The sequence below is a fragment of the Serratia sp. 201 genome (assembly GCF_037027545.1).
Lineage (GTDB): Bacteria > Pseudomonadota > Gammaproteobacteria > Enterobacterales > Enterobacteriaceae > Serratia > Serratia bockelmannii.
In genome coordinates, this window is sequence record NZ_JAXCHC010000007.1 from 21,310 (window position 1) to 45,380 (window position 24,071).

Annotated in this window: 25 protein-coding genes; 9 read left to right on the top strand and 16 right to left on the bottom strand. The window is 60.2% G+C overall.

What is annotated here, in order from left to right:
* Window positions 1-13: 13 nt before the first annotated feature.
* Window positions 14-1,675, bottom strand: a complete 1,662-nt coding sequence (locus tag WA302_RS24290; RefSeq protein WP_043141072.1) for an AsmA family protein — start codon at window positions 1,673-1,675, stop codon at window positions 14-16.
* Between the two features lie 128 nt (window positions 1,676-1,803).
* Window positions 1,804-3,204, bottom strand: coding sequence for a nucleobase:cation symporter-2 family protein (locus WA302_RS24295; RefSeq protein WP_025304709.1), 1,401 nt, complete (start codon window positions 3,202-3,204; stop codon window positions 1,804-1,806).
* Window positions 3,205-3,444: 240 nt separating this feature from the next.
* On the opposite strand from WA302_RS24295, the gene gltS reads away from it, so the two are divergent.
* On the top strand, window positions 3,445-4,656 hold the full coding sequence (gltS, locus tag WA302_RS24300; RefSeq protein ID WP_025304708.1) for a sodium/glutamate symporter: 1,212 nt from the start codon (window positions 3,445-3,447) through the stop codon (window positions 4,654-4,656).
* Window positions 4,657-4,698: 42 nt separating this feature from the next.
* Here gltS and recG read toward each other — a convergent pair whose 3' ends face one another.
* From recG to WA302_RS24330, 6 genes are all read right to left on the bottom strand, one after another.
* Window positions 4,699-6,780 (bottom strand): ATP-dependent DNA helicase RecG, encoded by a 2,082-nt coding sequence (gene recG, locus WA302_RS24305; protein WP_060448516.1) that lies wholly within the window; start codon window positions 6,778-6,780, stop codon window positions 4,699-4,701.
* Window positions 6,777-7,472, bottom strand: a complete 696-nt coding sequence (gene trmH / locus WA302_RS24310; protein WP_033639122.1) for a tRNA (guanosine(18)-2'-O)-methyltransferase TrmH — start codon at window positions 7,470-7,472, stop codon at window positions 6,777-6,779. Before trmH ends, recG begins: the two co-directional genes overlap by 4 nt.
* Before the next feature lie 5 nt (window positions 7,473-7,477).
* The gene (spoT, locus tag WA302_RS24315; RefSeq protein WP_015379445.1) at window positions 7,478-9,589 is read right to left on the bottom strand and encodes a bifunctional GTP diphosphokinase/guanosine-3',5'-bis pyrophosphate 3'-pyrophosphohydrolase; all 2,112 of its coding nucleotides are present in this window, start codon (window positions 9,587-9,589) and stop codon (window positions 7,478-7,480) included.
* Window positions 9,590-9,607: 18 nt separating this feature from the next.
* Entirely contained in the window at window positions 9,608-9,883 is a 276-nt protein-coding gene (rpoZ, locus tag WA302_RS24320; RefSeq protein ID WP_004931221.1) for a DNA-directed RNA polymerase subunit omega, read from the bottom strand.
* Between the two features lie 54 nt (window positions 9,884-9,937).
* Window positions 9,938-10,561: a guanylate kinase gene (gmk, locus tag WA302_RS24325; protein WP_033636481.1), complete on the bottom strand. Its 624-nt coding sequence runs from the start codon at window positions 10,559-10,561 to the stop codon at window positions 9,938-9,940.
* A 211-nt stretch (window positions 10,562-10,772) separates the two neighbouring features.
* Window positions 10,773-11,390 (bottom strand): trimeric intracellular cation channel family protein, encoded by a 618-nt coding sequence (locus tag WA302_RS24330; RefSeq protein ID WP_025304704.1) that lies wholly within the window; start codon window positions 11,388-11,390, stop codon window positions 10,773-10,775.
* Between the two features lie 253 nt (window positions 11,391-11,643).
* Between WA302_RS24330 and WA302_RS24335 the strand changes: the two genes are divergently transcribed.
* Window positions 11,644-12,078 carry a DUF3574 domain-containing protein gene (locus WA302_RS24335; RefSeq protein ID WP_060448514.1) on the top strand — a complete coding sequence of 145 codons (435 nt, stop codon included), beginning with the start codon at window positions 11,644-11,646 and terminating at the stop codon, window positions 12,076-12,078.
* A gap of 34 nt (window positions 12,079-12,112) precedes the next feature.
* Here WA302_RS24335 and WA302_RS24340 read toward each other — a convergent pair whose 3' ends face one another.
* Window positions 12,113-13,297, bottom strand: a complete 1,185-nt coding sequence (locus WA302_RS24340) for a NupC/NupG family nucleoside CNT transporter (protein WP_230121145.1) — start codon at window positions 13,295-13,297, stop codon at window positions 12,113-12,115.
* Between the two features lie 361 nt (window positions 13,298-13,658).
* Between WA302_RS24340 and WA302_RS24345 the strand changes: the two genes are divergently transcribed.
* Window positions 13,659-14,048 carry a hypothetical protein gene (locus tag WA302_RS24345; protein ID WP_049205347.1) on the top strand — a complete coding sequence of 130 codons (390 nt, stop codon included), beginning with the start codon at window positions 13,659-13,661 and terminating at the stop codon, window positions 14,046-14,048.
* 55 nt (window positions 14,049-14,103) lie between these two features.
* On the opposite strand, the gene WA302_RS24350 is transcribed toward WA302_RS24345, so the two are convergent.
* Window positions 14,104-14,967 carry a YicC/YloC family endoribonuclease gene (locus tag WA302_RS24350; protein WP_015379441.1) on the bottom strand — a complete coding sequence of 288 codons (864 nt, stop codon included), beginning with the start codon at window positions 14,965-14,967 and terminating at the stop codon, window positions 14,104-14,106.
* A gap of 126 nt (window positions 14,968-15,093) precedes the next feature.
* Here WA302_RS24350 and rph point away from each other — a divergent pair, with 126 nt between their 5' ends.
* A complete protein-coding gene (gene rph / locus WA302_RS24355) occupies window positions 15,094-15,810 on the top strand; it encodes a ribonuclease PH (RefSeq protein ID WP_025160305.1) in 717 nt (238 codons plus the stop codon).
* A gap of 96 nt (window positions 15,811-15,906) precedes the next feature.
* A complete protein-coding gene (pyrE, locus tag WA302_RS24360) occupies window positions 15,907-16,548 on the top strand; it encodes an orotate phosphoribosyltransferase (protein WP_004931204.1) in 642 nt (213 codons plus the stop codon).
* A 31-nt stretch (window positions 16,549-16,579) separates the two neighbouring features.
* Here the strand turns inward: pyrE and slmA are convergent, their stop codons facing one another.
* The 3 genes from slmA to coaBC form a co-directional block, all read right to left on the bottom strand.
* Complete coding sequence (slmA, locus tag WA302_RS24365) at window positions 16,580-17,176, bottom strand: nucleoid occlusion factor SlmA (RefSeq protein WP_025304700.1); 597 nt, start codon at window positions 17,174-17,176, stop codon at window positions 16,580-16,582.
* A gap of 251 nt (window positions 17,177-17,427) precedes the next feature.
* Window positions 17,428-17,886, bottom strand: a complete 459-nt coding sequence (gene dut / locus WA302_RS24370; RefSeq protein WP_016929680.1) for a dUTP diphosphatase — start codon at window positions 17,884-17,886, stop codon at window positions 17,428-17,430.
* On the bottom strand, window positions 17,864-19,081 hold the full coding sequence (coaBC, locus tag WA302_RS24375) for a bifunctional phosphopantothenoylcysteine decarboxylase/phosphopantothenate--cysteine ligase CoaBC (protein WP_038630299.1): 1,218 nt from the start codon (window positions 19,079-19,081) through the stop codon (window positions 17,864-17,866). Before coaBC ends, dut begins: the two co-directional genes overlap by 23 nt.
* 183 nt (window positions 19,082-19,264) lie before the next feature.
* On the opposite strand from coaBC, the gene radC reads away from it, so the two are divergent.
* From radC to mutM, 4 genes are all read left to right on the top strand, one after another.
* Complete coding sequence (gene radC / locus WA302_RS24380; protein ID WP_025304698.1) at window positions 19,265-19,948, top strand: RadC family protein; 684 nt, start codon at window positions 19,265-19,267, stop codon at window positions 19,946-19,948.
* Window positions 19,949-20,210: 262 nt separating this feature from the next.
* Window positions 20,211-20,447, top strand: coding sequence for a 50S ribosomal protein L28 (gene rpmB / locus WA302_RS24385; RefSeq protein WP_004931195.1), 237 nt, complete (start codon window positions 20,211-20,213; stop codon window positions 20,445-20,447).
* Window positions 20,448-20,458: 11 nt separating this feature from the next.
* Window positions 20,459-20,626, top strand: coding sequence for a 50S ribosomal protein L33 (gene rpmG / locus WA302_RS24390; protein ID WP_002442576.1), 168 nt, complete (start codon window positions 20,459-20,461; stop codon window positions 20,624-20,626).
* Window positions 20,627-20,707: 81 nt separating this feature from the next.
* Window positions 20,708-21,523, top strand: coding sequence for a bifunctional DNA-formamidopyrimidine glycosylase/DNA-(apurinic or apyrimidinic site) lyase (gene mutM, locus WA302_RS24395; RefSeq protein ID WP_025304697.1), 816 nt, complete (start codon window positions 20,708-20,710; stop codon window positions 21,521-21,523).
* 3 nt (window positions 21,524-21,526) lie between these two features.
* On the opposite strand, the gene coaD is transcribed toward mutM, so the two are convergent.
* The 3 genes from coaD to waaA are packed head-to-tail and all read right to left on the bottom strand — an operon-like array spanning window position 21,527 to window position 24,067.
* Window positions 21,527-22,012 carry a pantetheine-phosphate adenylyltransferase gene (gene coaD, locus WA302_RS24400; protein ID WP_033631353.1) on the bottom strand — a complete coding sequence of 162 codons (486 nt, stop codon included), beginning with the start codon at window positions 22,010-22,012 and terminating at the stop codon, window positions 21,527-21,529.
* A 3-nt stretch (window positions 22,013-22,015) separates the two neighbouring features.
* Window positions 22,016-22,789: a glycosyltransferase family 2 protein gene (locus tag WA302_RS24405; RefSeq protein ID WP_025304696.1), complete on the bottom strand. Its 774-nt coding sequence runs from the start codon at window positions 22,787-22,789 to the stop codon at window positions 22,016-22,018.
* The gene (gene waaA, locus WA302_RS24410) at window positions 22,790-24,067 is read right to left on the bottom strand and encodes a lipid IV(A) 3-deoxy-D-manno-octulosonic acid transferase (RefSeq protein WP_025304695.1); all 1,278 of its coding nucleotides are present in this window, start codon (window positions 24,065-24,067) and stop codon (window positions 22,790-22,792) included.
* Window positions 24,068-24,071: the final 4 nt, after the last annotated feature.

Genomic DNA, 24,071 nt, shown 5'->3' on the forward strand with positions numbered 1-24,071 from the left:
GCCGCGCAGCGCATTACGGCAGCTGTTGGTTCACCGCTTGGCCGTCGCCGGCGGTGGCCTGTAGATTGCCCTTCAACGAGGCTTTGAACGGCCCGTCGCTGTTCAGCAGCCCTTTCAACTGCAGCTCAAGGTTGCCGTCGCCCGTCAGCGGCACCGGCTGCCATCCCCATTGCTGCAAGGTATTGATCGGTACCGAACGGCCGCGCAACGTCAGCTGGAACGGCTTGCCTGGCAGCTGATCGACGGTCGCTTTGGCTTCCAGCAAGCCATTGGGCATGAAGGCGCTGAGCTCGGTGACGGTGATCTGGTTGCCGTCGGCGTTCAGCGCCAGCGAAGGGCGCCGCACGTCGATCTTGTTGAAGGTGGCCTCGCTGCCGTTCAGGTTCAGCGAACCGGACCAAATGCCCAACTGGTGGTCGCGCGCCAGCAGCAGGTTGCTGCCGTAACCGTCCAGCGCAGTGATCTGGAACGGGAATGCCGGGTTGATATCGATGATCAGATTGCGGTTGGTGGTCAGCTTGGTGACGTACACCTCCGCCAGCCAGCCCGGCAGCGGTTTCAGCCACAGCTCGCGCCAGTCGATCGGCAGGGTGTACTCTAGCGCCGCCATGGCCACTTCATCCAGCTGCAGGCGTTTGCCGGCGCGCAGCCAGTTGCCGGAGGTGCGCAGCAGCCCGCCTTCCCAGCGGGTGGTGAATTGCTGAATGGCGATGCCGGCGGAAGAGAGCCGTAGGGTGGCGATCGGATCGATCAGGTGGAAACCGCCGTTGATCACGTCGCTGGCGTTGAAGTTGAGCGAGCCGTCTTCGCTGCGCCAGTCGCCTTTTTCGACGCTGACGTTTTGCAGCGACAAATCGAGATCGTTAACCGCCCATGCCTTGCCTTCCAGGCGCGCGTCGATAAGATCGAAACGCTTGAGGGTGACCGGCGGCAGAGTGGTAAAGCGCTGCATGAATTCTGCCAGCGTCAACGGGGTCTGCAGGCGCACGCCGCTCAGCCGCAGGCGATCCACCCGCCAGCTGCCGTCGGCGGCGCGGCTGGCCACGCCGGTCAGGTCGCCCTGCGCCAGATCGGCGCCGAAGTTGTTCAACAGCAGTTGGCCCTGCTTTTGCTCCCCCTGCACCAACACCTTCGAGGCGGGGATGCCGTTCAGCGTCATCGAACCGGCGCTGAACTGAAACTGGTTGTTGTCCCCCAGCAGATGGCCGGCCAGCGGGCGCCACGGCGTGATGCCGGCAGTGACCTGCTGCGCGTTGAGCTGCCACTCGTTATCGTTGGACTGCAGCGCCATGTTGCTCAACTGCAGCACGTCGGCCTGTACAGGCAACGCCGCCGCCTGTGGCTGCACGTTCAGCGTGCCGTCGCGCAGCGTGACGCTGTGAAAATAGCGCGGCTCGGTGATTTGGCGCAGGCTGAGGCCGAGATCGACGCGTTTGGCAACCAGCGCCTGCGGCTGGCCGCTGCGCGCCAGCTGCACGTCTTCCAGACCGATCTGGTCCGGTTGGCTCCACGAATGGGTGATTTTTCCTATCGACAGGCGGTATTCGCTGTTGTCGCTGATCCAGGCACTCAGGCGGCCTGCCGCCCAGCGGGTTTGCCCGACCAGGTACAGCACCACCACCGCCAGCACGATCAGCAGCAGCAACGTCAGCAACAGCTTTCCGATAAATTTCATCGTCTACATCCGCATCGGTCAAAAAAGATACCCTGTTTATGCCGCAATTGGCCGGGCATCTCAAGGGCAATGGTCTGATAGACAATAAAAAACGGCCGCAAGCGGCCGTTTGAACGCCAATGGGCGGGTTACTTTTTCTCGTGTTCCTGCGGGAACACCAGGTTCAGCACGATGGCGGTAATGCCGCCGGCGGCGATGCCGGAAGAGAGTAGGGTTTTCAGCCAGTCCGGCGCGAACTGCAGGATCAGCGGCTGCTGGGAGACGCCCATGCCGACGGCCAGCGACAGCGCCATGATCATGATGGCGCGGCGGTTCAGGCGCTCGCGTGACACGATGCGCACGCCGGAGGCGGCGATGGTGCCGAACATCACGATGGTCGCACCGCCCAGTACCGGCTCGGGGATGTGCTGCACGAAGCCGGCTACCGCCGGGAACAGCCCCAGCGCGATCAGCATCAGCGCCACCACAAAGCCGACATAGCGGCTGGCGACGCCGGTCAGCTGGATCACGCCGTTGTTCTGGCCGAAGCAGGAGTTGGGGAAGGTATTGAACACCGCCGACAGCATCGAGTTCAGGCCGTTGGCCAGTACGCCCCCTTTTAGACGCTTCATGTACAGCGGCCCGCTGACCGGCTGTTCGGAGACATCAGAGGTGGCGGTGATGTCGCCGATGGTTTCCAGCGAGGTGACCATAAAGATCAGCATCAGCGGCAGCAGCAAGTTCCAGTCGAAGCCCAGGCCGTAATAGAGCGGCGTGGGAATAGTGATCGCCGCCGTGGGTGCCGCCGGAGCGTCGGCGGGCAGCATGTCCATCGCCCAGGCCAACAGATAGCCGACCGCCATGGCGATCACCAATGAAGCGACGCGCAGGTAAGGGTTGCGCTGGCGGTTCAGCAGGATGATGACCGCCAGCACCGCGCCGGCCAGCAGCAGGTTTTTCGGTGAGCCGAAGCTGTGATCGTTCATCGCGGCATAACCGCCGCCGATCGAGGTCAAACCGACCTGAATCAGCGACAGGCCAATGATCATCACCACGATGCCGGAAACCAGCGGGGTGATGATGCGGCGCGCCAGATGCAGCACGCGCGACAGCAAAATTTCGGTGCAAGAAGCGACCATCAGGGTGCCGAACAGCGCGGCCATCATGGTCGGCACGTCGGCGCCGCCGTTTTTCAGCGCCAGACCGCCCATGATCAGCGGCGAAACGAAGTTGAAGCTGGTGCCCTGAATCGACAGTAGCCCGGAACCCACCGGCCCCCAGGTTTTGATTTGCAGAATGGAAGCCAGGCCGGAGGCGAACAGCGACATGCTGATGATGTGCTGGGTATCCTGCGCCGGCAGGCCCAGCGCCTGGCAGATCAGCAGCGCCGGAGTGATCACCGCAACGAACATCGCCAACAGATGCTGGCCGGCGGCAAACAGCGTTTGCGGCAGCGGCGGGCGGTCTTCGAGGCGATAAATCAGTTCGCTGGCGCGGGATTCTGAGGCGGCTTGGCGTGTGGCATCAAGCTCGGAGGATGACATGCTCATGGTGTGGCGTTTCCAGATACGGCAAAGCAGGCATTTTAATGCGCCGCCCCGCAAAAGCAAACGGTTGCGCCTAAATATTATATTGTCAACTTTCCTGTTTATGTCGCATTTTCATTCATTTTTTCTTGTCATCTTAGCGTTTTTTACTTCTAATCCTGGACTCATCAAGTTTAAAAACTCAGTGGTTTTCTATAACTTATTATTTTTATTTGGATCTTTTCCCTTACATGGAGTACCTGGATGTTTCATCTTGATACTTATGGCACGTTAGTCGCCGCGACGCTGGTTTTGCTCCTCGGGGGCAAGTGCGTCAGAAGCATTCCTCTGCTGCGAAAATATACCATTCCTGCCCCCGTCGCCGGCGGTTTGCTGGTGGCCCTTCTGTTGTTAGCCCTGAAAAAGTTCGCCAACTGGGAAATCAGCTTTGACATGTCGCTGAAGGATCCGCTGATGCTGGCCTTCTTCGCCACTATCGGGCTGAACGCCAACCTGGCGCGGTTGCGCGCCGGCGGCAAGGCGCTGATGGTATTCCTGTTCGTGGTGCTGGGGCTGCTGTTGGTGCAGAACGCCATCGGCATCGGCATGGCGAAAATGCTGGGGTTGGATCCGTTGATGGGCCTGATCGCCGGGTCGATCACCCTGTCGGGCGGCCACGGCACCGGGGCGGCCTGGAGCAAGCTGTTCATCGAGCGCTACGGCTTTGAAAACGCGACGGAAGTCGCCATGGCCTGTGCCACCTTCGGCCTGGTGCTGGGCGGCCTGATCGGCGGTCCGGTGGCGCGCTATCTGGTCAAACATTCCTCTACGCCGGAAGGTACGCCGGAAGACAGCGTGCAGCCGAGCGGTTTCGAGAAGCCGGAAAGCGGCCGCCTGATCACCTCGCTGGTGATGATCGAAACCATCGCCATGATCGCTATCTGTCTGAGCCTGGGGCAGCTGATTGCCGGCTTGCTGAACGGTACGGTGTTTGAGCTGCCTAACTTCGTTTGCGTGCTGTTCGTCGGGGTGATCCTCAGCAACACGCTGGCCTTCACCGGTTTCTATACCGTGTTCGAACGGGCGGTATCGGTGCTGGGTAATGTCAGCCTGTCGCTGTTCCTGGCGATGGCGTTGATGAGCCTGCGCCTGTGGGAGCTGGCTTCGCTGGCGTTACCGATGCTGGCGATCCTGGCGGTGCAGACGCTGGTGATGGCGCTGTACGCGATCTTTGTTACCTACCGGGTGATGGGCAAGAACTACGACGCGGCGGTGCTGGCCGCCGGCCACTGTGGTTTCGGCATGGGCGCCACGCCGACGGCGATCGCCAACATGCAGGCGATCACCGATCGCTTCGGCCCGTCGCATCTGGCGTTTCTGGTGGTGCCGATGGTGGGAGCGTTCTTTATCGATATCGCCAACGCCATCGTTATCAAGCTGTATCTGCTGCTGCCGGTGTTCCCGGCGGTGGGGTAATATCGCGAGTCATCATGAGAAGGGCGCCTGCGGCGCCCTTTTTTATGCGTTGGAGTAGCGCGCCTTCTCCGGCAGCCAGCGTTCGATCAGCGCCTGGGCGTGTTCCGGGTAGTGCTGATGGAGATGGCGGGCGACGCGTTGCACTTCGGGGATCATCACCTGGTCGCGCAACAGGTCCGCCACCTTGAATTCGGCGCTGCCGGTCTGGCGGGTGCCCAGCAGCTCGCCCGGGCCGCGGATCTCCAGATCGCGCTGGGCGATGACAAAGCCGTCGTTGCTGTCGCGCAGCACTTGCAGGCGCGTTTGCGCGGTTTTGCTCAGCGGCGTTTTGTACAGCAGCACGCAGTGTGAAGCCACCGCGCCGCGCCCTACGCGGCCGCGCAGCTGGTGCAGCTGCGCTAGGCCCAGCCGTTCCGGGTTTTCGATGATCATCAGGCTGGCGTTGGGCACGTCGACGCCGACCTCGATCACCGTGGTGGCGACCAACAGCTGCAGCTCGCCCTGTTTAAACGCCTGCATCACCGCCTGCTTTTCCTGCGCTTTCATGCGGCCGTGCACCAGCGCCACCTTCAGCTCCGGCAGCGCGGCTTTCAATTCTTCCCAGGTGGCTTCCGCCGCCTGCGCTTCCAGCAGCTCGGACTCTTCGATCAGCGTACATACCCAGTAAGCCTGCCGTCCTTCTTCCAGACAGGCGCTTTTCACCCGTTGAATGATGTCGGCGCGGCGGGTATCGGGAATGGCGACGGTGGTCACCGGCGTGCGGCCTGGCGGCAGCTCGTCGATGACCGAGGTATCGAGATCGGCATAGGCGGTCATCGCCAGCGTGCGCGGGATCGGCGTGGCGGTCATGATCAGCTGATGGGCGTGGAAGCCCTGTTCTTCGCCTTTCTCCCACAGCGCCAGCCGCTGATGCACCCCGAAGCGGTGCTGCTCATCGATAATCACCAGCGCCAGGCCGTTGAACTGCACCTGCTCCTGGAAGATGGCGTGGGTACCGACCACCATCGATACCTGGCCGCTGGCGATGGCTTCCTGCTGCGCGATGCGCGCCTTGCCTTTCTGTTTGCCCGCCAGCCAGCCGACCTGCAGCCCCAGCGGTTCGAACCACTGGCGGAAGTTGTTGGCATGCTGTTCGGCCAGCAGCTCAGTCGGCGCCATCAGCGCCACCTGCTTGCCGTGCGCGATGGCGCGCAGCGCCGCCAGCGCCGCCACCAGCGTTTTGCCGGAACCGACGTCGCCCTGCACCAGCCGCATCATCGGGAAGTCTTTTTGCATGTCGGCTTCGATGTCGGCCACCACGCGCGTTTGCGCGCCGGTCGGCGAGAACGGCAGCTGTGCGAGAAAACGGTTTTTCAGCCGATCGTCCGGCAGCAGCGGTTGCGCCTGATAACTCTGCGCGCCGGCGCGCACCGCCAGCATGCTGAGGTTATGCGCCAGCAGCTCTTCGAGGATCAGGCGTTTTTGCGCTGGGTGTTTGCCCAGTTCCAGATCCGCCAGCTGAATGTCCGGCGGCGGGCGATGCAGGGTGTGCAGCGCCTGCGGCAGGCTCATCAGGCCGCCGCTCAGCTCCGGCGGCAGCAGTTCGGCGATGGCGCAGGTATCCAGCAGCGCCAGCGCCTGGTCGGTCAGCTTGCGCAGCGTGGCCTGCCGCACCCCCTCGGTGGTGGGGTAGACCGGCGTCAGCGACTCCTGCAGCTCGACCTCGCTGGCTTCGCCCTGAATACGGTATTCCGGATGAATGATCTCCGCGCCGTGGTTGCCGCGTTTGATCTCGCCGTAGGCGGTCACGCGGCGGCCGGTGGCCAGGCTGTTCTTCATTGCGGCGTTGAAGTTGAAGAAGCGCATGGTGAGGATGCCGGTGCCGTCGCTGATCTGGCAGGTCAGCATGCGGCGGCGGCCGAAGCTGATGTCGCTGCGCAGCACTTCCCCTTCTACCGTGGCGTAGATGCCCGGCAGCAGATCGTTGATCGGATAGAGGCGGGTGCGGTCTTCGTAGCGCAGCGGCAGGTGCAGCAGCAGATCCTGAATGGTCTCGAGGCCAAGCTTGGCCAGTTTGCCCGCCTGGCTGGCGCCAACCCCGGAAAGCGTGGTGAGTGGGACAGCATCCAGCAGGCGGCCTTTCATTTGCGCACCGTCGCCTGCATGGCCGCCCACCATTCGGCGCTGGCGACCACCTGACCCTGTTCGTCGATCTGCGGACGCGGCAGCCCCTTGCGTTTGGCCACGTTGGCCAGCACCGGATAGCCGCCTTCGAACAGCAGACGCTGCTGCTCTTCTTCGTCCAGCATGCTGTTGTCGCGGCGGTACAGGCCGGCGTTTTGCCGCTGGCGCTGCGCCTCATACAGGATCAGCGCCGAAGCCACGGAGACGTTGAGCGATTGCACCATGCCGATCATCGGAATGACGATGTCTTGATCGGCGAGCGCCAGCGCTTCTTCGGTGATGCCGGTTTTTTCCTGGCCGAGCAGCACGCAGGTTGGCCGGGTGTAGTCCACCTCGCGGAAATCGACCGCGCGCGCAGACAGGTTGGTGGCCAGAATTTGCATGCCCTGCGCTTTCAGGTGGCCGACCGCGTCGCCGATGGTGGGATGGGTTTTAACGCTGACCCAGCTGTTGCTGCCGGCGGCGGAGGAAACCAGGGTGCGCATGCGGGTGGTGGGCCACACGGCGTGGACCTGATGCACGCCGACGGCGTCGGCGGTGCGGATAATGGCGGAGACGTTATGCGGCTTGTGCACTTGCTCCAGGCAGACCGTCAAATCCGGCTGCCGGGTCGCGAGCATTTCACAAATCCGCGCATAGCGTTCAGGACTCATAAGCGCTAGTTTCGGTTGCGGTTAACTTTGATCACATCCGGCATAATACGGATTTTACGCATAATGTTTGCCAAATGGATGCGATCGCGGGTGGTCAAGCGGATAAAGGCGCTATAAACCCGACCGTCTTTCTCTTCGGTGTTCAGGCTCTGAATATTGGACTCGGCCGCGTTGATCGCTGCCGTCAGGTTGGCCAGCGCGCCCTGGTGGTTAAACATATCCACCTTGATCTCGGCGATGAACTCCTGCTCGGTCTCTTTATCCCACTCGACCGCCATGAACTTCTCAGGCTCTTTCTGATAGCCGCGAATATTGCGGCAAGATTCATGGTGGATCACCAGCCCTTTGCCCGGGCTGACGTGAGCGATAATCGGGTCGCCCGGAATCGGACGGCAGCACTTGGCGAAGGTGATCAACACGCCGTCGGCGCCCTTGATGGCCAGGTTACGCACGCCGGAGGTGGTGCCCAGGCTGGACTGATCGCCCTGCAGATTCTTCGCCACCACCACGCTCATGGCGTTGCCGAGGCCGATTTCCGCCAGCAGATCGTCCAGCGTCGCCAGCTTCATGCGGTCCAGCTCGTGCTGAATGTTTTCCTGCGGGATTTCGGCCAGCTTGCGGCTACCGCCCAACGCATGGTTGAGCAGGCGGCGGCCGAGGCCGACGGAGTCGTCGCGCTTGAGGTTCTTCAACATCTGGCGAATTTTGGCACGTGCTTTCGAGCTGACCACGAAGTTCAGCCAGGCGGCGTTGGGCCGCGCGCCCGGTGCGGTGATGATCTCGACGGTCTGGCCGCTGGTCAGCGACTGTGACAGCGGGTATGGCTGACGATCGACGCGCGCGCCGACGCAGGCATGGCCGATATCGGTATGCACCGCATAGGCGAAGTCGACCGGCGTGGCGCCGGCGGGCAGCTCGACGATGCGGCCTTCCGGGGTGAAAACGTAAATCTCATCCGGGAACAGATCGGATTTGACGCTCTCGATAAATTCAAACGAACTGCCAGCGCTTTGCTGCAGCTCCAGCAGGCTTTGCATCCAGCGTTGGGCGCGGATCTGCGCCGTGGTGCCGGTTTCGCCCTGTTCTCTTTCCTTGTAAGCCCAGTGCGCGGCCACCCCCATCTCAGCCATCTGGTCCATGTCTTCGGTGCGGATCTGCACTTCGACCGGCACGCCGTGCGGGCCGATCAGCGAGGTGTGGAGCGATTGATAGCCGTTGGCCTTGGGAATGGCGATGTAATCTTTCACCCGCCCCGGGCGCGGTTTATACAGGCTGTGCACCTGGCCGAGTACGCGGTAGCAGGTATCGACCTCTTTCACGATCACCCGGAACGCGTAGATATCCATGATGGAATGGAAACGCTGTTCTTTCAGGTGCATCTTGAGGTAGATGGAGTAGAGGTGTTTTTCCCTTCCGCTGACGCGGCAGGCGATGCCGGCCTCGGTCAGCCGCCCTTCGATCTCGGAGAGGATTTTTTGAATCATCTCTTTGCGGTTGCCGCGCGCGGCTTTCACCACTTCCTTGATCACGCGATAACGGTTTGGGTACAGCGCCTCGAAGCCCAGCTCTTCCAGCTCGGTTTTCAGGTGATGAATACCCAGACGGTGGGCGAGGGGGCTGTAGATTTCCAGGGTTTCACGCGCGATGCGCCGGCGTTTGTCGGGGCGCAGCGAACCGAGGGTGCGCATGTTGTGCGTACGGTCGGCCAGCTTGATCAGCACGACGCGGATATCCTGCACCATCGCCATGATCATCTTGCGGAAGTTTTCCGCCTGCGCTTCTTTCTTGTCCTGGAACTTCAGCTTGTCGAGCTTGGAGACGCCCTCAACCAGTTCGGCGACGCTCTTGCCGAACAGCTGTTCCATATCTTGATAGGTGGCTGGGGTGTCTTCGATGACGTCGTGCAGCAACGCCGCCATCAGCGTCTCGTGATCGAGACGCATTTCCGCCAGGATGCAGGCCACGGCGACCGGGTGAGTAATGTAGGGCTCACCGCTGGAGCGTGTCTGGCCCTCGTGCGCGTCGCGCGCGACGAGGTATGCCTGTTTGAGGCGCTTAATCTGCTCCTCGGGCAGGTAACGTTGAATCAGCAGATTCAGGCTTTCAAACAGGTACAAGGCGGACTCGCAGTCTAATTAACGACGACCTTCAGCAATCGCGGTAACCGCTTGAATCTCTGCGGCTTCCTGCTCTTGCTGTTCCTGGCGCTCACGCACGTCGAGGATCTGGCTGGTGATCAGGCCTTCTTCGATTTCGCGCAGGGCGATAACGGTGTACTTGTCGTTCTCTTCCGGAACCAGTGCATCTTTGCCGCCGGTCTGGATCTGACGCGCCCGACGAGCAGCGACCAACACCAGGTCAAAACGGTTACCAATTTTCTCTACAGCGTCTTGAACAGTTACGCGTGCCATATTTGTGCTACTCCACAGGTGACGAAAAGACTGGGCATGATACTGAAACTGCCTTCAGTCTGCCAATAGTTTGCTGATTAAAGCGTCATGCCGCAGCAACTGGCGGCCCAAACGCAGGCGTTCGGCGCGAATGATGGTCTTCAGATCGGACAGCGCCAGATCGAAATCATCGTTCACGATCAGGTAATCGTACTCCGCGTAATGCGTCATTTCCGCCACGGCCTGAGCCATGCGTTTGGCGATCACCTCTTCGGAATCCTGCCCGCGCCCGCGCAGGCGGCGGCCCAGTTCTTCCTTCGACGGCGGCAGAATGAAGATGCTGCGCGCCTGCGGCATTTTGGCGCGGATTTGCTGCGCGCCCTGCCAGTCGATATCCAGAAACACATCCACGCCGGTCGACAAGACTTGTTCGATGGCGGCGCGCGAAGTGCCGTAATAGTTGCCGAACACTTCGGCGTGCTCAAGAAACGCGTCCTGCTCGATCATCCGGCGGAATTCGTCTTTCGAGACGAAGAAATAATGCTCGCCGTGATTTTCACCCGGGCGACTGTCGCGCGTGGTGTGCGAAACCGAAACCTGCGTGTCGTACAGCGGTTGCGTCTTTAACAAAGCCTGAATCAGACTTGATTTACCTGCGCCACTGGGAGCAGAGACAATATAAAGCGTGCCTTGAGCCATGATGATGTTCGTTGATAACGGTTGATATGCCAAAAACAGCGGATGTGTATTTTCTCCGCACAGTATACACGGCTAACGCGCCGGGTGCAGCGTTAGCTCGCATTTTGCCCGCGGCTTTGCGTGGAAAAAGCGTCGAAAGGGCGAATTTGCGCGTCGAAGGGCGACATTTTTGCAGTTTTGGCCTCGGCGGCGGCGCGTTGCCGCCCCGAGATCAGTGATCCGGATGCTGGTAGTTGAACACCGGCAGGCCGAGGCGGAAGCGCAGGGCGATAAGACGCGCGCTCAGGCCGGCGACCAAGGTGAGGATCACCACCAGATTGTGCGGCAGGCTGAGGTGCTGCAGGCCGATATACAGCCAGGCGGCGCTGAAGGAGATGCCGGCGTAGATCTCTTTCTGGAAAACCAGCGGGATGCGGTTGCAGAACATATCGCGCAGCACCCCGCCGAAGACGCCGGTGATCACCGCGGCGATGGCGGCGATAATGGCGCTGTGCCCCATATCCAGGGCCACCTGCGCACCGATGATCGAGAAAACGATCAGGCCGACGGCGTCGAGCACCAGAAACAGGCGGCGCAGATGGCGCATCAGAGGAGCCACCCAGGTGGTGACGATCGCCGCTATCGCGACGATGACGATGTATTCCGGGTGTTTGACCCAGCCCAACGGAAAATGCCCGAGCAACATATCGCGCACCGACCCGCCGCCGATTGCGGTGACAGAGGCGATGATGATCACGCCGAACATGTCCATTTGGCGGCGGCCGGCCGCCAGCGCGCCGGTCATGGCTTCGGCGGTGATGCCGATGATATAAAGGATGCTCAGTAACATAAGGGGTTCACAGCGTAATTGCGTCAGAATGATGGCCGGCAGGGTAATCGCCGCCGAGGACGCGCGCCACTGAGTTTTTTTCACCGATGGCGTTTCGGATTAATATAGCTAATCCAAACTCCATTTTTATTGCCGATAACCAGCCTTTTTTAACATCTGGCTGTTAATGAAAGCATTAGAAATTTCGCGCTAATTTCCATCGCTGACTATGACTTTTGCAGCGAATCCTTCAACCGAAAAATCGAGACTGCAGATGAAAAACTCCCCGAGACTGGCCGCCGGCGCCATGGTGGCCGCCCTGCTGCTGAGCGGCTGCGTGGCGCCAGGCCACCAGGCTGTTTCCCCCGCCCCGACTTGTCGCACCGGCGATCCGCTGGTGCAGACAACGCTCTACTTCGGCCTGAACCGGCCGGCGGGGCCGGCGATCACCGCCGCCGAGTGGCAAACCTTCGTCGATAGCCAGGTGACGCCGCGTTTTAAAGACGGGCTGACGGTGTTTGATGCCAAAGGGCAGTGGCTGGGTCACGACGGCAAGCTGGCGCGCGAGAACAGCAAGGCGCTGCTGTTGATCCATGCGCAGGGCAAAGAGAGCGAGGCGAATATCGAGGCGCTGCGCAGCGGCTATAAGCAGCAGTTTGCGCAGGATTCGGTAATGCGGGTGGATGCGCCGGTGTGCGTGGCGTTTTAAAGCGAACTCCCGGCCGCCTGGCCGGGAGTGGGGATTACAGCACCAGGCCGGCGATGGCCGCCGACAACAGGCTCACCAAGGTTGAGCCGTAAACCAGCTTCAGGCCAAAACGGGAAACCACGTTGCCTTGCTGCTCGTTCAGCCCTTTGATGGCGCCGGCGACGATGCCGATGGAGGCGAAGTTGGCGAACGACACCAGGAACACCGACAGAATGCCCAACCCGCGCGGCGACAGCTCCGCCGCGATCTTCTTCAGCTCAATCATCGCCACGAATTCGTTGGCCACCAGTTTGGTCGCCATGATGCTGCCCGCCTTCAAGGCCTCTTCCGCCGGGATGCCGATCAGCCAGGCCAGCGGATAGAACACGTAGCCGAGGATCTGCTGGAAGCTGATGCCGAGCACCGCCGAGAACAGCGCATTGACGGCGGAGATCAGCGCGATAAAGCCGATCAGCATCGCCGCGATGATCATCGCAATCTTGAAGCCGGCCAGAATGTACTCGCCCAACATTTCGAAGAAGCTCTGATCTTCATGCAGTTTGTTCAGCTTCAGCTCCGGCTCGTCTTCAACCTGATACGGGTTGATGATCGACAGGATGATGAAGGTGCTGAACATATTAAGGATCAACGCCGCCACCACGTACTGCGCGTCGATCATCGACATGTAGGCGCCGACGATGGAGAGCGAAACCGTCGACATGGCGGTCGCGGCCATGGTGTACATGCGGCGCGGCGAGATATCGCCGATGATGCCTTTATAGGCGATAAAGTTCTCCGACTGCCCCAGCACCAATGTGCTGACGGCGTTGAACGATTCCAGCTTGCCCATGCCGTTGACCTTGGACAGCAGAGTGCCGACCAGGCGGATGATCAGCGGCAGGATGCGGAAATGCTGCAAAATGCCGATCAGGGCGGAAATAAAGATGATAGGGCACAAAACGCCGAGGAAGATGAACGCCAGGCCATCCTTGCTCATGCCGCCGAACACGAACTCCGATCCTTGGGCGGCGTAGGTGAGCAGGGTGTCGAAGAAGCCGGCGACGTGTTTGATCACGCTGAGCCCGCTGGCGGAGTGCAGGAAGAAGTAGGCCAGCGCGCCTTCGATCACCAACAGCTGGATGATATAGCGCAGGCGGATTTTCTTGCGATTATTGCTGACCAGCAGCGCCAGGGCGATGATCACCACCAGAGCCATAATAAATTGCAGAATTTGTGGCATAAACGGTCCGTACGGTTCACGGGCAGGAAAAAAACACATTTAGCCACAGCATCGCCGTCCTTTCATTACCTTGCGTGATAATTAGAACAAAATACTTATGGCATGCGGGATATCTTGCCGATTGTCATCCGCACGCGCTGCTCGGCAGTTTTTCATAAGCCCCCGGTGAGCCGTCTCCCCAGAGGCCTGCCGGCTCGCAACTTGATGTAATCCCCGTTACTTATGTGCAAACGCCTGGAATCTGGTTCGCAATCGGCGATTTTTCCCGACGTAAAGCGTGGTTTTCTTGGCTGAGGAAGAGAAACATGTTTGGAACAGGCGCCGTGACCGGCGCGCATTTTCTTGGACAAGGAGGCGAACGATGAATACCGGCACTTTGCTCAGGGCGCTGGCCAACGGCGTTAATCCCGACACCGGCGAGCTGTTGAAACCGGCTTCAGCGGCCTGCGCACCGGAGGCTATCCGGCTGCTGTTCGCGTTAGCCAACGAGTTTGGAGGTGAGGCCGAACTGCAGAAAAAAGCCCGGTTGACGCCGGAGGAGAAACGGCAGAAGAATCTGGTCGAGGGCCGACCTGCCAATGCCTACTTCCCCTGGCCGGAAGAGGAAAAACTGCGGCTGCGCGAGAGCCATGCGGCCGGGGCGACGCTGGAAGCGCTGAGCGATGAGTTCGAGCGCTCAACCTGGAGCATTGCGGTGCAGCTGCAGAAAATGGGGTTGATCGGTGAGGAGCAGGTGGCCGCCTATCGCTGATTTGCAGCCATAAAAAAGCCCGCGTGGCGCGGGCTTGATGACATAAGGGGCAGGATCACTCGATATTCTGGATCTGCTCGCGCATTTGCTCGATCAGCACTTTCAGCTCGATGGCGGAAGCAGTGACGTCGGCATTGATCGACTTGGAGGCCAGGGTGTTCGATTCGCGGTTGAACTCCTGCATCATAAAGTCGAGGCGGCGGCCGACGGCTTCTTTCTTTTTCAGGATGTTGTGCGTCTCTTTCACGTGCGCTTCCAGACGGTCCAGCTCTTCGGCGACGTCGATACGCTGCGCCATCAGCACCAGCTCTTGCTCCAGGCGGGTGTTTTCCAGCTGTACCTGCGCCTCTTCCAGCTTGCTGACCAGGCGCTCGCGCTGCCATTGCAGGATGTTCGGCATCTGGGCGCGCACTTTGACCACTTCGGCGCTGACGCCGTCGAGGCGTTGTTCGATCAGCGTCTTCAGCGCGGCGCCTTCGCTCTCGCGTGCGACGATAAAGTCATCCAGCGCGCCGTCCAGCGCTTGCATCAGCTCGGCGCTGATGGCGTCCAGATCCTGCTCCTGCGCGGACATCACGCCCGGCCAGCGCAGCACGTCGATCGGGTTGATTTCTCCTTCGTCGCTCTGCATTTTCACCCAGTTGGCGGCTTCGACCAGCTGTTTGGCCAGTTTTTCGTTCAGGATCAGCGAGCTTTGCGCGCTTGGATCCAGTTCGAAACGCAGGTTGCATTCGACTTTGCCGCGGGTCAGGCGGCCACGGATACGTTCACGGATCACCGGCTCCAGGCTGCGGAATTGCTCCGGCAGACGGATGTAGGTTTCTAAGTAGCGCTGGTTAACGGAACGCAGCTCCCAGGCTGCGCTGCCCCATTCACCCTTGATTTCACGCCGGGCGTAGGCGGTCATGCTGCGGATCATTGATGCGTACCCGTAATAGGAAAAGATGGGGCGATTATAGCGTCGCGACTGCGGGCAGGATAGGCATTACGTCACGAAGCCCGTATAATGCGCAGCCAATAGTTGATTTGAAGCCGGAGAGAGCCCATGCGTCCTGCAGGCAGAGCACCACAGCAAGTTCGCCCCCTGACACTGACCCGTCACTATACCAAACACGCTGAAGGCTCAGTGCTGGTTGAGTTTGGCGATACCAAAGTCTTGTGCACCGCCACGGTAGAAGAGGGCGTTCCGCGCTTCCTGAAAGGCCAGGGGCAAGGTTGGATCACCGCCGAGTACGGCATGCTGCCGCGCTCCACCCACAGCCGCAACGCACGTGAAGCCGCCAAAGGCAAACAAGGTGGCCGCACGCTGGAGATCCAGCGCCTGATCGCGCGCTCGCTGCGCGCCGCGGTGGATCTGAAAAAGCTCGGTGAATTCACCATCACCCTCGACTGCGACGTACTGCAGGCCGACGGCGGTACCCGCACCGCCTCCATCTCCGGCGCCTGCGTGGCGCTGGCCGATGCGCTGAACACCCTGGTGGCCAACGGCAAGCTGAAAGCCAACCCGATGAAGGGCATGGTAGCGGCGGTTTCCGTCGGCATCGTCAACGGCGAAGCGCTGTGCGATCTGGAGTATGTGGAAGATTCCGCGGCGGAAACCGACATGAACGTGGTGATGATGGAAGACGGCCGCATGATTGAAGTGCAGGGCACCGCCGAAGGCGAGCCGTTCAGCCACGATGAGCTGTTGGCGCTATTGGCGCTGGCCCGAGGGGGCATCGAAACCATCTTCCAGGCGCAGAAAGCGGCGCTGGCGGACTGATTTTTTAAGGCGACTGAGAAGTCGCCTTTTTTATGCCCGACGATCGGGCGGCAGTAATGACAAGACCCAAGCAGATTCAGACGAGGAGAAGCAGTAATGAAAGCCTATCAGCGCCAGTTTATCGAGTTCGCGCTTAACAAGCAGGTATTGAAATTCGGCGAGTTCACCCTGAAATCCGGCCGCACCAGCCCGTATTTCTTCAACGCCGGCCTGTTTAATACCGGGCGCGATCTTGCGCTGTTGGGGCGCTTCTACGCCGAAGCCCTGATGGACTCCGGCATCGATTTCGATCTGCTGTTTGGCCCGGCCTATAAAGGCATTCCTATCGCCACCACCACGGCGGTTGCGCTGGCGGAACACCATGAGCGCGACGTGCCTTACTGCTTTAACCGCAAGGAAGCCAAGACCCACGGCGAGGGTGGTTCGCTGGTCGGCAGCCCGCTGCAGGGGCGTGTGATGCTGGTGGATGATGTGATCACCGCCGGCACCGCGATCCGCGAGTCGATGGAAATCATCGGCGCCAGCGGCGCTTCGCTGGCGGGGGTGCTGATCTCCCTCGACCGTCAGGAACGCGGCCGCGCGGATATCTCCGCCATTCAGGAAGTGGAACGCGACTATCACTGCAAGGTGATTTCGATCGTGACGCTGAAGGACCTGATCGCTTATCTGGAAGAGAAACCGGAAATGGCGGACCACCTGGCGGCGGTGCGCGCTTACCGCGAGCAGTACGGGGTATAAATAAAAACGCCGGGCATGCCCGGCGTTTTCGTTATTGCAGCTGTGCCGCCAATAGCGGCCAGCGGGCGTCGAATTCCTGCGTTGGACGATAGCGGAATTCCGAACGCACATAGCGCGACAACATGCCTTCGCAGAAGGCCAGCAGCTGGCTGGCCAACAGCGTTTCATCGACGATGAAGCCTTTGCCTTCGCGCAATTTGCGCTCTTTCAGCACCTGACGCAGCTGCGCCTCGATGCGTTCGAACAGCTGGTTGATGCGGCCCTGCAGGCGATCCTGTTCAAACATCAGCGCGTGGCCGGTCATGATGCGCGTCAGCCCCGGGTTGCGTTCCGCAAAGCCCAGAATCAGCAGTAAAATCAGGCGCAGACGATTAAACGTCTCTTTCTCGTCCTGCAAGATCAGGTTGATGCGGGTGATTAGGCTGTCTTCGATAAACTCGATCAGACTGTCGAACATCCGTGTCTTGCTGGGGAAATGCCGGTACAGCGCAGCTTCAGAAACACCCACGTTCGCGGCGAGCTTGGCGGTGGTAATGCGCTGGCTGCCGTCGCTGGATTCCAGCATCTGGGCTAACGCCTGCAATATTTCCTCGCGCCGATTCCTTTTCGTATTTTCTTTTTCTGCCATGTCTGATTAGACCCTTGCTAAAACTTAACTGACGGAAACCCGGGCACCGGCCGCTGCAGAGCAGGCTCTGTGCGGCTTATGTGATAGCTTTTTTACGATGCTGGGGTCAGCGGCCTTAACGGCCTTTTTCCGCGCTGCCTGGTGTGCGCTGCAATTGTCGCGGTAAAACCTTGCCGCAGAGACATCCTTCTCCCCGGAAAGGCAAGGTTCAGGCGACGTTTCCCTGCCGGCCATCGTGCATTGGGTGGCGCTTAGTGGCGCCCCGAGTGGCCGAAGCCGCCTTCGCCGCGCTCGCTACTGTCGAACTCTTCCACCAGGTTGAATTCGGCCTGCACCACCGGCACGAAGACCATCTGCGCGATGCGTTCGCCCGGCTCGATGGTGAAGTGCTTCTGGCCGCGGTTCCAAACGGACACCATCAGCTGGCCCTGGTAATCGGAGTCGATCAGGCCGACCAGGTTGCCCAGCACGACGCCGTGCTTATGGCCCAGGCCGGAGCGCGGCAGGATCACTGCCGCCAGGCCGGCGTCGGCGATGTGGATCGCGAGGCCGGTGGGCAGCAGCGTGGTTTCACCCGGCGCCAGCTCTACCGCGCTGTCCAGGCAGGCGCGCAGGTCGAGACCGGCGGAGCCCGGCGTGGCGTAGGTCGGTAGCGGGAAATCCTGACCGATACGCGGGTCGAGGATCTTAACGTCGATTTTTTTCATCATAACGGCTGACTATCTCGTCTATTAAACGTTGGCCAAGGAGTGCCTTGTCGCTCAGCGCCAGGCGCTTTTCTCCATCCTGCCAAAAAAGGTGCAGGGCATTGGTGTCGCTGTTGAACCCGTGCTCTGCAAGCGATACATCGTTAGCGCAAATCAAATCCAGCTTCTTACGCGCCAGTTTTTGCCGCGCGTATTCTTCCACATTCTGGGTTTCGGCGGCAAACCCCACGACAAACGGTCGATTTTTGGTCATCGCGGCCACGCCGGCGACGATATCGGGGTTTTTTACCATCTTGAGGACGATTTCATCACCCTGTTTTTTTATTTTTTCATCGGCGATCTGCTCGGGGCGGTAGTCGGCCACGGCGGCGCAGGAGATGAAAATCTGCTGCTGCGCCGCGCGCTGTTGCACCGCCTGCTCCATCTCCAGCGCGCTGGTGACGTCCACTCGGGTGACCGATGGCGGCGTCGGCAGGCTGACCGGCCCGGCGATCAGCGTCACCTGCGCGCCGCGGGCGGCGGCGGCGCGGGCGATGGCGAAGCCCATTTTGCCGGAGCTGTGATTGCTGATGAAACGTACCGGATCCAGCGCTTCACGCGTTGGGCCGGCGGTGATCATAACCTGCAAATGTTGCAGATCCTGCGGGGCGGAGAAATGCGCGTTCGCCAGGTCGACGATGTCCAGCGGATCCAGCATGCGGCCCGGGCCGACGTCGCCGCAGGCCTGGCTGCCGCTGTCCGGCCCCCAGAGCAGCATGCCGCGCGTCTGCAGCGTTTGCAGGTTGGCCTGCGTGGCGGCGGCGCGATACATCTGCTGGTTCATGGCGGGGGCGGCGGCGATAGGGGCGTCGGTCGCCAGGCAGACGGTAGTCAGCAGATCGTTGGCCATGCCGGCGGCGACGCGCGCCAGCAGATCGGCGGTCGCCGGCGCCAGAATCACCAGATCCGCCCACTTGCCCAGTTCGATGTGGCCCATGGCGGCTTCGGCGGCGGGATCCAACAGATCGTCGGACACCGGGTAGCCGGAAACGGCCTGCAGCGTCAGTGGCGTAATGAACGCCTTGGCGGCGTGGGTCATCACCACGCGCACTTCTGCACCCCTGTCGCGCAGGCGGCGCACCAGCTCTGGGCATTTGTAGGCGGCGATGCCGCCGCTGATGCCAAGCACAATATGTTTGCCGGAAAGTCCCGTCATCATCATTGTCCGATTGAAAGCCGAAAGATGCGCCATTTTAGCATATCCGCCGTTCAGGTGAGTGATTCCGCAATGGCTGCAGGGCGTTACATTGTGCTTTGCGAAACACTTCGCAATGTTATCAAACACCTGTCGAACGCGCCGGGCAGCACATGGCATGCTGTAGCCCTTTCAGGGAGGAACACGATGAGCAACCCGATTGTGGCGTGCTGGCCGGGCGCGCTGGCGCCGCGTGAAAAGCTGTTGATGCAGGGGGCGGCGGCGCTGTCCGACGCAGAGCTGTTGGCCATTTTCTTGCGCACCGGATTGCCCGGCGTGCACGTGATGCAGCTGGCGGAGCAGCTGCTGCGCCGGTTCGGCTCGCTTTATCACCTGATGTCGGCCGATCATCAGGCTTTTTGTAGCCAAAAAGGCCTGGGGGATGCCAGCTATACGCAGCTGCAGGCGATTGCCGAGCTGGCGCTGCGCTTCTTTTCCAGCCATTTGTCGCAGGAAAACGCCATGCTCAATCCGCGCGTCACCCAGCATTATCTGCAAAGCCTGCTGGCCCATCGCGAGCGAGAGGTCTTTTTGGTATTGTTTTTAGACAATCAGCACCGGGTTATTCGCCATCAGGAGATGTTTGCTGGTACCATCAGCAGCGTCGTCGTCTACCCGAGAGAAATTGTGCGTGAAGCGTTGAAGGCTAATGCCGCCGCGCTGATTCTCGCGCATAATCACCCCTCGGGTAAGGCTGAACCCAGTCATGCCGACCGTTTGATAACGGAACAGGTGGTGAAAGCCTGCCAGTTATTGGAGATCCGAGTGCTCGATCATTTGGTGATCGGTCGGGGTGAATGCGTCTCTTTTGCCGAGCGCGGATGGCTTTAAGCGATTTTTTCGCGATCCTTGTGGGATCTTTAGCTGTTCGGGACTTGAGCACTTACGCTTCAGAGCGTATACTACGCCACCTTTGAGAATCTTGGGTTTGGCGCAAGAGCCTATCTCAGCAGGTTTCTGACCTGATGTGTGGTTTCTACCTGATGACGAGAGTCTCCTCAGTATGAAGTTTGCTGAGATGGGCTCTAAAAGCCTGACGAGGCGGCCATACCCTATACGAAGCTCGAGCTGATTTGATTTTTGGAGAATAGACATGTCCCGAGTCTGCCAAGTTACTGGCAAGCGCCCGGTGAGCGGTAACAACCGTTCCCACGCAATGAACGCGACCAAACGCCGTTTTCTGCCTAACCTGCACTCACACCGTTTTTGGGTTGAGGCTGAGAAGCGCTTTGTAACTCTGCGTGTATCTGCTAAAGGTATGCGTGTTATCGATAAGAAGGGTATTGAGACGGTTCTGGCCGATCTGCGTGCCCGTGGTGAGAAGTATTAAGGAACTGAATCATGGCTAAAGGTGTTCGCGAGAAGATCAAGCTGGTTTCTTCTGCTGGTACTGGTCACTTCTATACCACCACGAAGAACAAGCGTACTAAGCCGGAAAAATTGGAACTGAAGAAATTCGATCCAGTTGTCCGTCAGCACGTAGTATACAAAGAAGCTAAAATTAAATAATTTTAGTGGATTAATGAAAAACCCGGCCTTGGCCGGGTTTTTTGTTTTATAAAGGGTAGAAAACGTCGGAGGGGAAGCCAGATGCCTGAATTACCGGAAGTTGAGACGAGCAGACGCGGTATAGAGCCTTATCTTGTTGGCCACAGCATTCAGTATGCGGTGGTGCGCAACGCGCGCCTGCGCTGGCCGGTTTCCGAGCAGATCCTGACGCTGAGCGATAGGCCGGTGCTCAGCGTGCAGCGCCGAGCCAAATACCTGCTGATCGAGCTGGAGAACGGTTGGATTATCGTGCACCTGGGCATGTCGGGCAGCCTGCGCATGCTGCGCGAGGAGAACGAAGATGAAGCGGGCAAACACGACCACGTCGATTTGGTGATCAGCAACGGCATGATCCTGCGCTATACCGATCCGCGCCGTTTCGGCGCCTGGCTGTGGTGCGAAGACCTGGCGACCAGCAGCGTGTTGGCGCATCTGGGGCCGGAACCGCTGAGTGAAGCGTTCAACGGCGACTACCTGTATGAAAAATCACGCAATAAGCGCACGCTGATCAAACCGTGGCTGATGGATAACAAGCTGGTGGTCGGCGTCGGTAACATTTACGCCAGTGAATCGCTGTTCAGCGCCGGGATCCTGCCCGATCGTCCGGCGGGATCGTTGAGCAAAGCCGAAGCGGAACGGCTGGTGAAGACCATCAAGGCGGTGTTGCAGCGCTCCATCGAGCAGGGCGGTACGACATTGCGCGACTTTTTGCAGTCGGACGGCAAACCGGGGTATTTCGCGCAGGAGTTGCAGGTTTACGGGCGGGCGGGAGAACCTTGCCGCGCGTGCGGCACGCCGATCGAATCCGCCAAGCACGGGCAGCGCAGCACCTTCTTTTGCCGGCGCTGCCAGCGCTGAGCATCACTCGGCGGCGAGCTTCGCCATCAGCGCCTGCGTAACCACGTCAGGCAGGAAAGGCGCGATATCGCCGCCGTGACGCGCGACCTCTTTCACCAGTGAAGAGGAGATGAACGACCACTCTTCGGAAGGCATCAGGAACACGCTTTCCAGCGTCGGCATCAAATGGCGGTTCATGTTCGCCAGCTGCAATTCGTACTCAAAGTCAGACACCGCCCGCAGGCCGCGCACCAGGATATTGGCATTCTGGTGAGCGGCAAAGTGCGCCATCAGCTCGCTGAAACCCAGCACTTCCACATTGCCCAGATGCGAGGTGACCTGCGTCGCCAGCGCCACGCGCTCATCCAGGCTGAACAGCGGCTTTTTGCTCGGGCTGGCGGCGATGGCCAGAATCACGTGATCGAACATCAGCGACGCGCGCGTCACTAAATCCAGGTGGCCGTTGGTCATGGGATCGAAGGTCCCGGGATAGATGGCTTTGCTGGTCATGATTCACTTCTCTGAGTAGTTGCGGCCCAATGCCCATAATGCGGCATATTTATTGAAGGTATATTGCGCGTTGACCACCGCTAACAGCAACCCCTGTTTACCGTCAAGGAAACCGGCCCGCAGCAGCCAGGTTTTGACGAAGGCACCGAGCGTGTGGGTCAGGATGGACAGATAGCCGCAACGCTTGCCGGCCCGGTGGCGTTGCGTGGCCCACTCTTCGGCATAGCGCAGCTGTTTGCGCTGGAAGGCGAAGAAGTCGCGGCAGGTCAGGTGCAGCATATCGCCGCTGAGGGGGATCACTTTGGCGTCGCCGATGTTCAGCGATTCGTGCACCAGATCGTCGTTATAGCGATAGCGTTGGTTGGCGTACAGGCGGTTGACGCGGTCGGGATACCAGCCGCTGTGGCGCATGAAACGGCCAAGGAACAGGTTGCGCCGCGCACAGCTGTAGACGGCGCCGTCGTCCGGTGCGTTCAACACCCGCTCGATGGATTGCCGCAGCTCGGGGGTGACGCGTTCGTCGGCGTCGATCATCAAAACGTAGTCATGACTGGCGTAGCTTTGCGCCAGCTGACGCTGCTTGCCGAATCCTTGCCAGTCGGTGTGCGTGAAGACTTTGGCGCCCAGACTTTCGGCGACGGCGACGCTGTCGTCCTCGCTGCCGGAGTCCAGCACGATGATTTCATCGGCCCAGGCGACAGAGCGCAGGCAGTCCGGCAACAGCCCGGCTTCGTTTTTGGCGATCATCACCACCGACAGGCTTTTGCGGCTGCTCATTCAGTGACTCCGGGGCGGCAGGTGCGGTTCCAGCAGCTGCAGCAGGCGCTGCAACGCTCCCTGATTCTGATACAGCACTTCCACCGCATGGCGGCCGTAGTAGCGACGGTAATCTTCGTCGGTCAACAGGGTTTCCACTTCCTTCACCAGCGAATCCACGTCGGTCACGGTGATCAGGCCTTCGGCCTGCGAGAGCTTGGCGCAGATGTCTTTAAAGTTGAAGGTATGTGGGCCCATCAGCACCGGGATGGCGTGCGCGGCGGCTTCCAGCGGGTTGTGCCCGCCGCGTTCCACCAGGCTGCCGCCGACAAAGGCCAGATCGGCGATGCCGTACAGCAGCATCAGTTCGCCCATGGTATCGCCGATCACCACCTGGGTGCTGCCGGACGGGATTTCGCCGCTGCTGCGCAGGGTGTAGCTGAAGCCGGCCTTCTGCACTAGCTCCTTGGCGGTCGGGAAGCGCTCCGGATGACGCGGCACCAGGATCAGCAGCAGGTCGGGGTGTTTTTCCAGCAGTTTGCGGTGCGCTTCCAGCAGGATGGTTTCTTCACCGTCATGGGTGCTGGTGGCGATCCACACCGGGCGGCGCGGCGCCCATTGGCGGCGCAATGTAACGGCGCGGGCGGCCAGCTCCGGGGTGACGGAGATATCGAATTTCAGGCTGCCGGTTACGGCCAGCTGCGAGCGTTTCAGGCCCAGTTCGATAAACCGATCGCCGTCTTCCTGGTTCTGTGCGGCGATCAGCGTAATGCGGCGCAGCATATCGCGCATGAATCCGCCAATTTTCTTGTAGCCGGCGGCGGAACGAGCCGACAGGCGCGCATTGGCGATCACCAGGGGGATTTGCCGCTGATGCAGTGCGTTGATCAGGTTAGGCCATAGCTCGGTTTCCATGATGATCACCAGCTTGGGATTCACCTGGTCGAGGAAGCGGTTCATGGAACCGGGCAGATCGTAGGGCAGATAGACATGATGCACGTCTTTGCCGAAAGCGGACTGGACGCGTTCTGAACCTGTCGGGGTCATTGTGGTCACAGTTATCGGCAAAGCGGGGTAACGATGGCGCAGCGCCCGCACCAGCGGGATGGCCGCCAGCGTTTCGCCGACGGAGACGGAATGCAGCATAATGCCGCCCGGCACGACTTTCCCGGCGCAGAAGCCATAGCGTTCCGCCCAGCGTTTACGGTAGGCTGGAGCTTTGCGGCTGCGCAGCAGTAAGCGGAGCCAGATCAGGGGTTGGATGAGGTAGAGTAGTACCTGATATAAACGCAGCAACATTCTA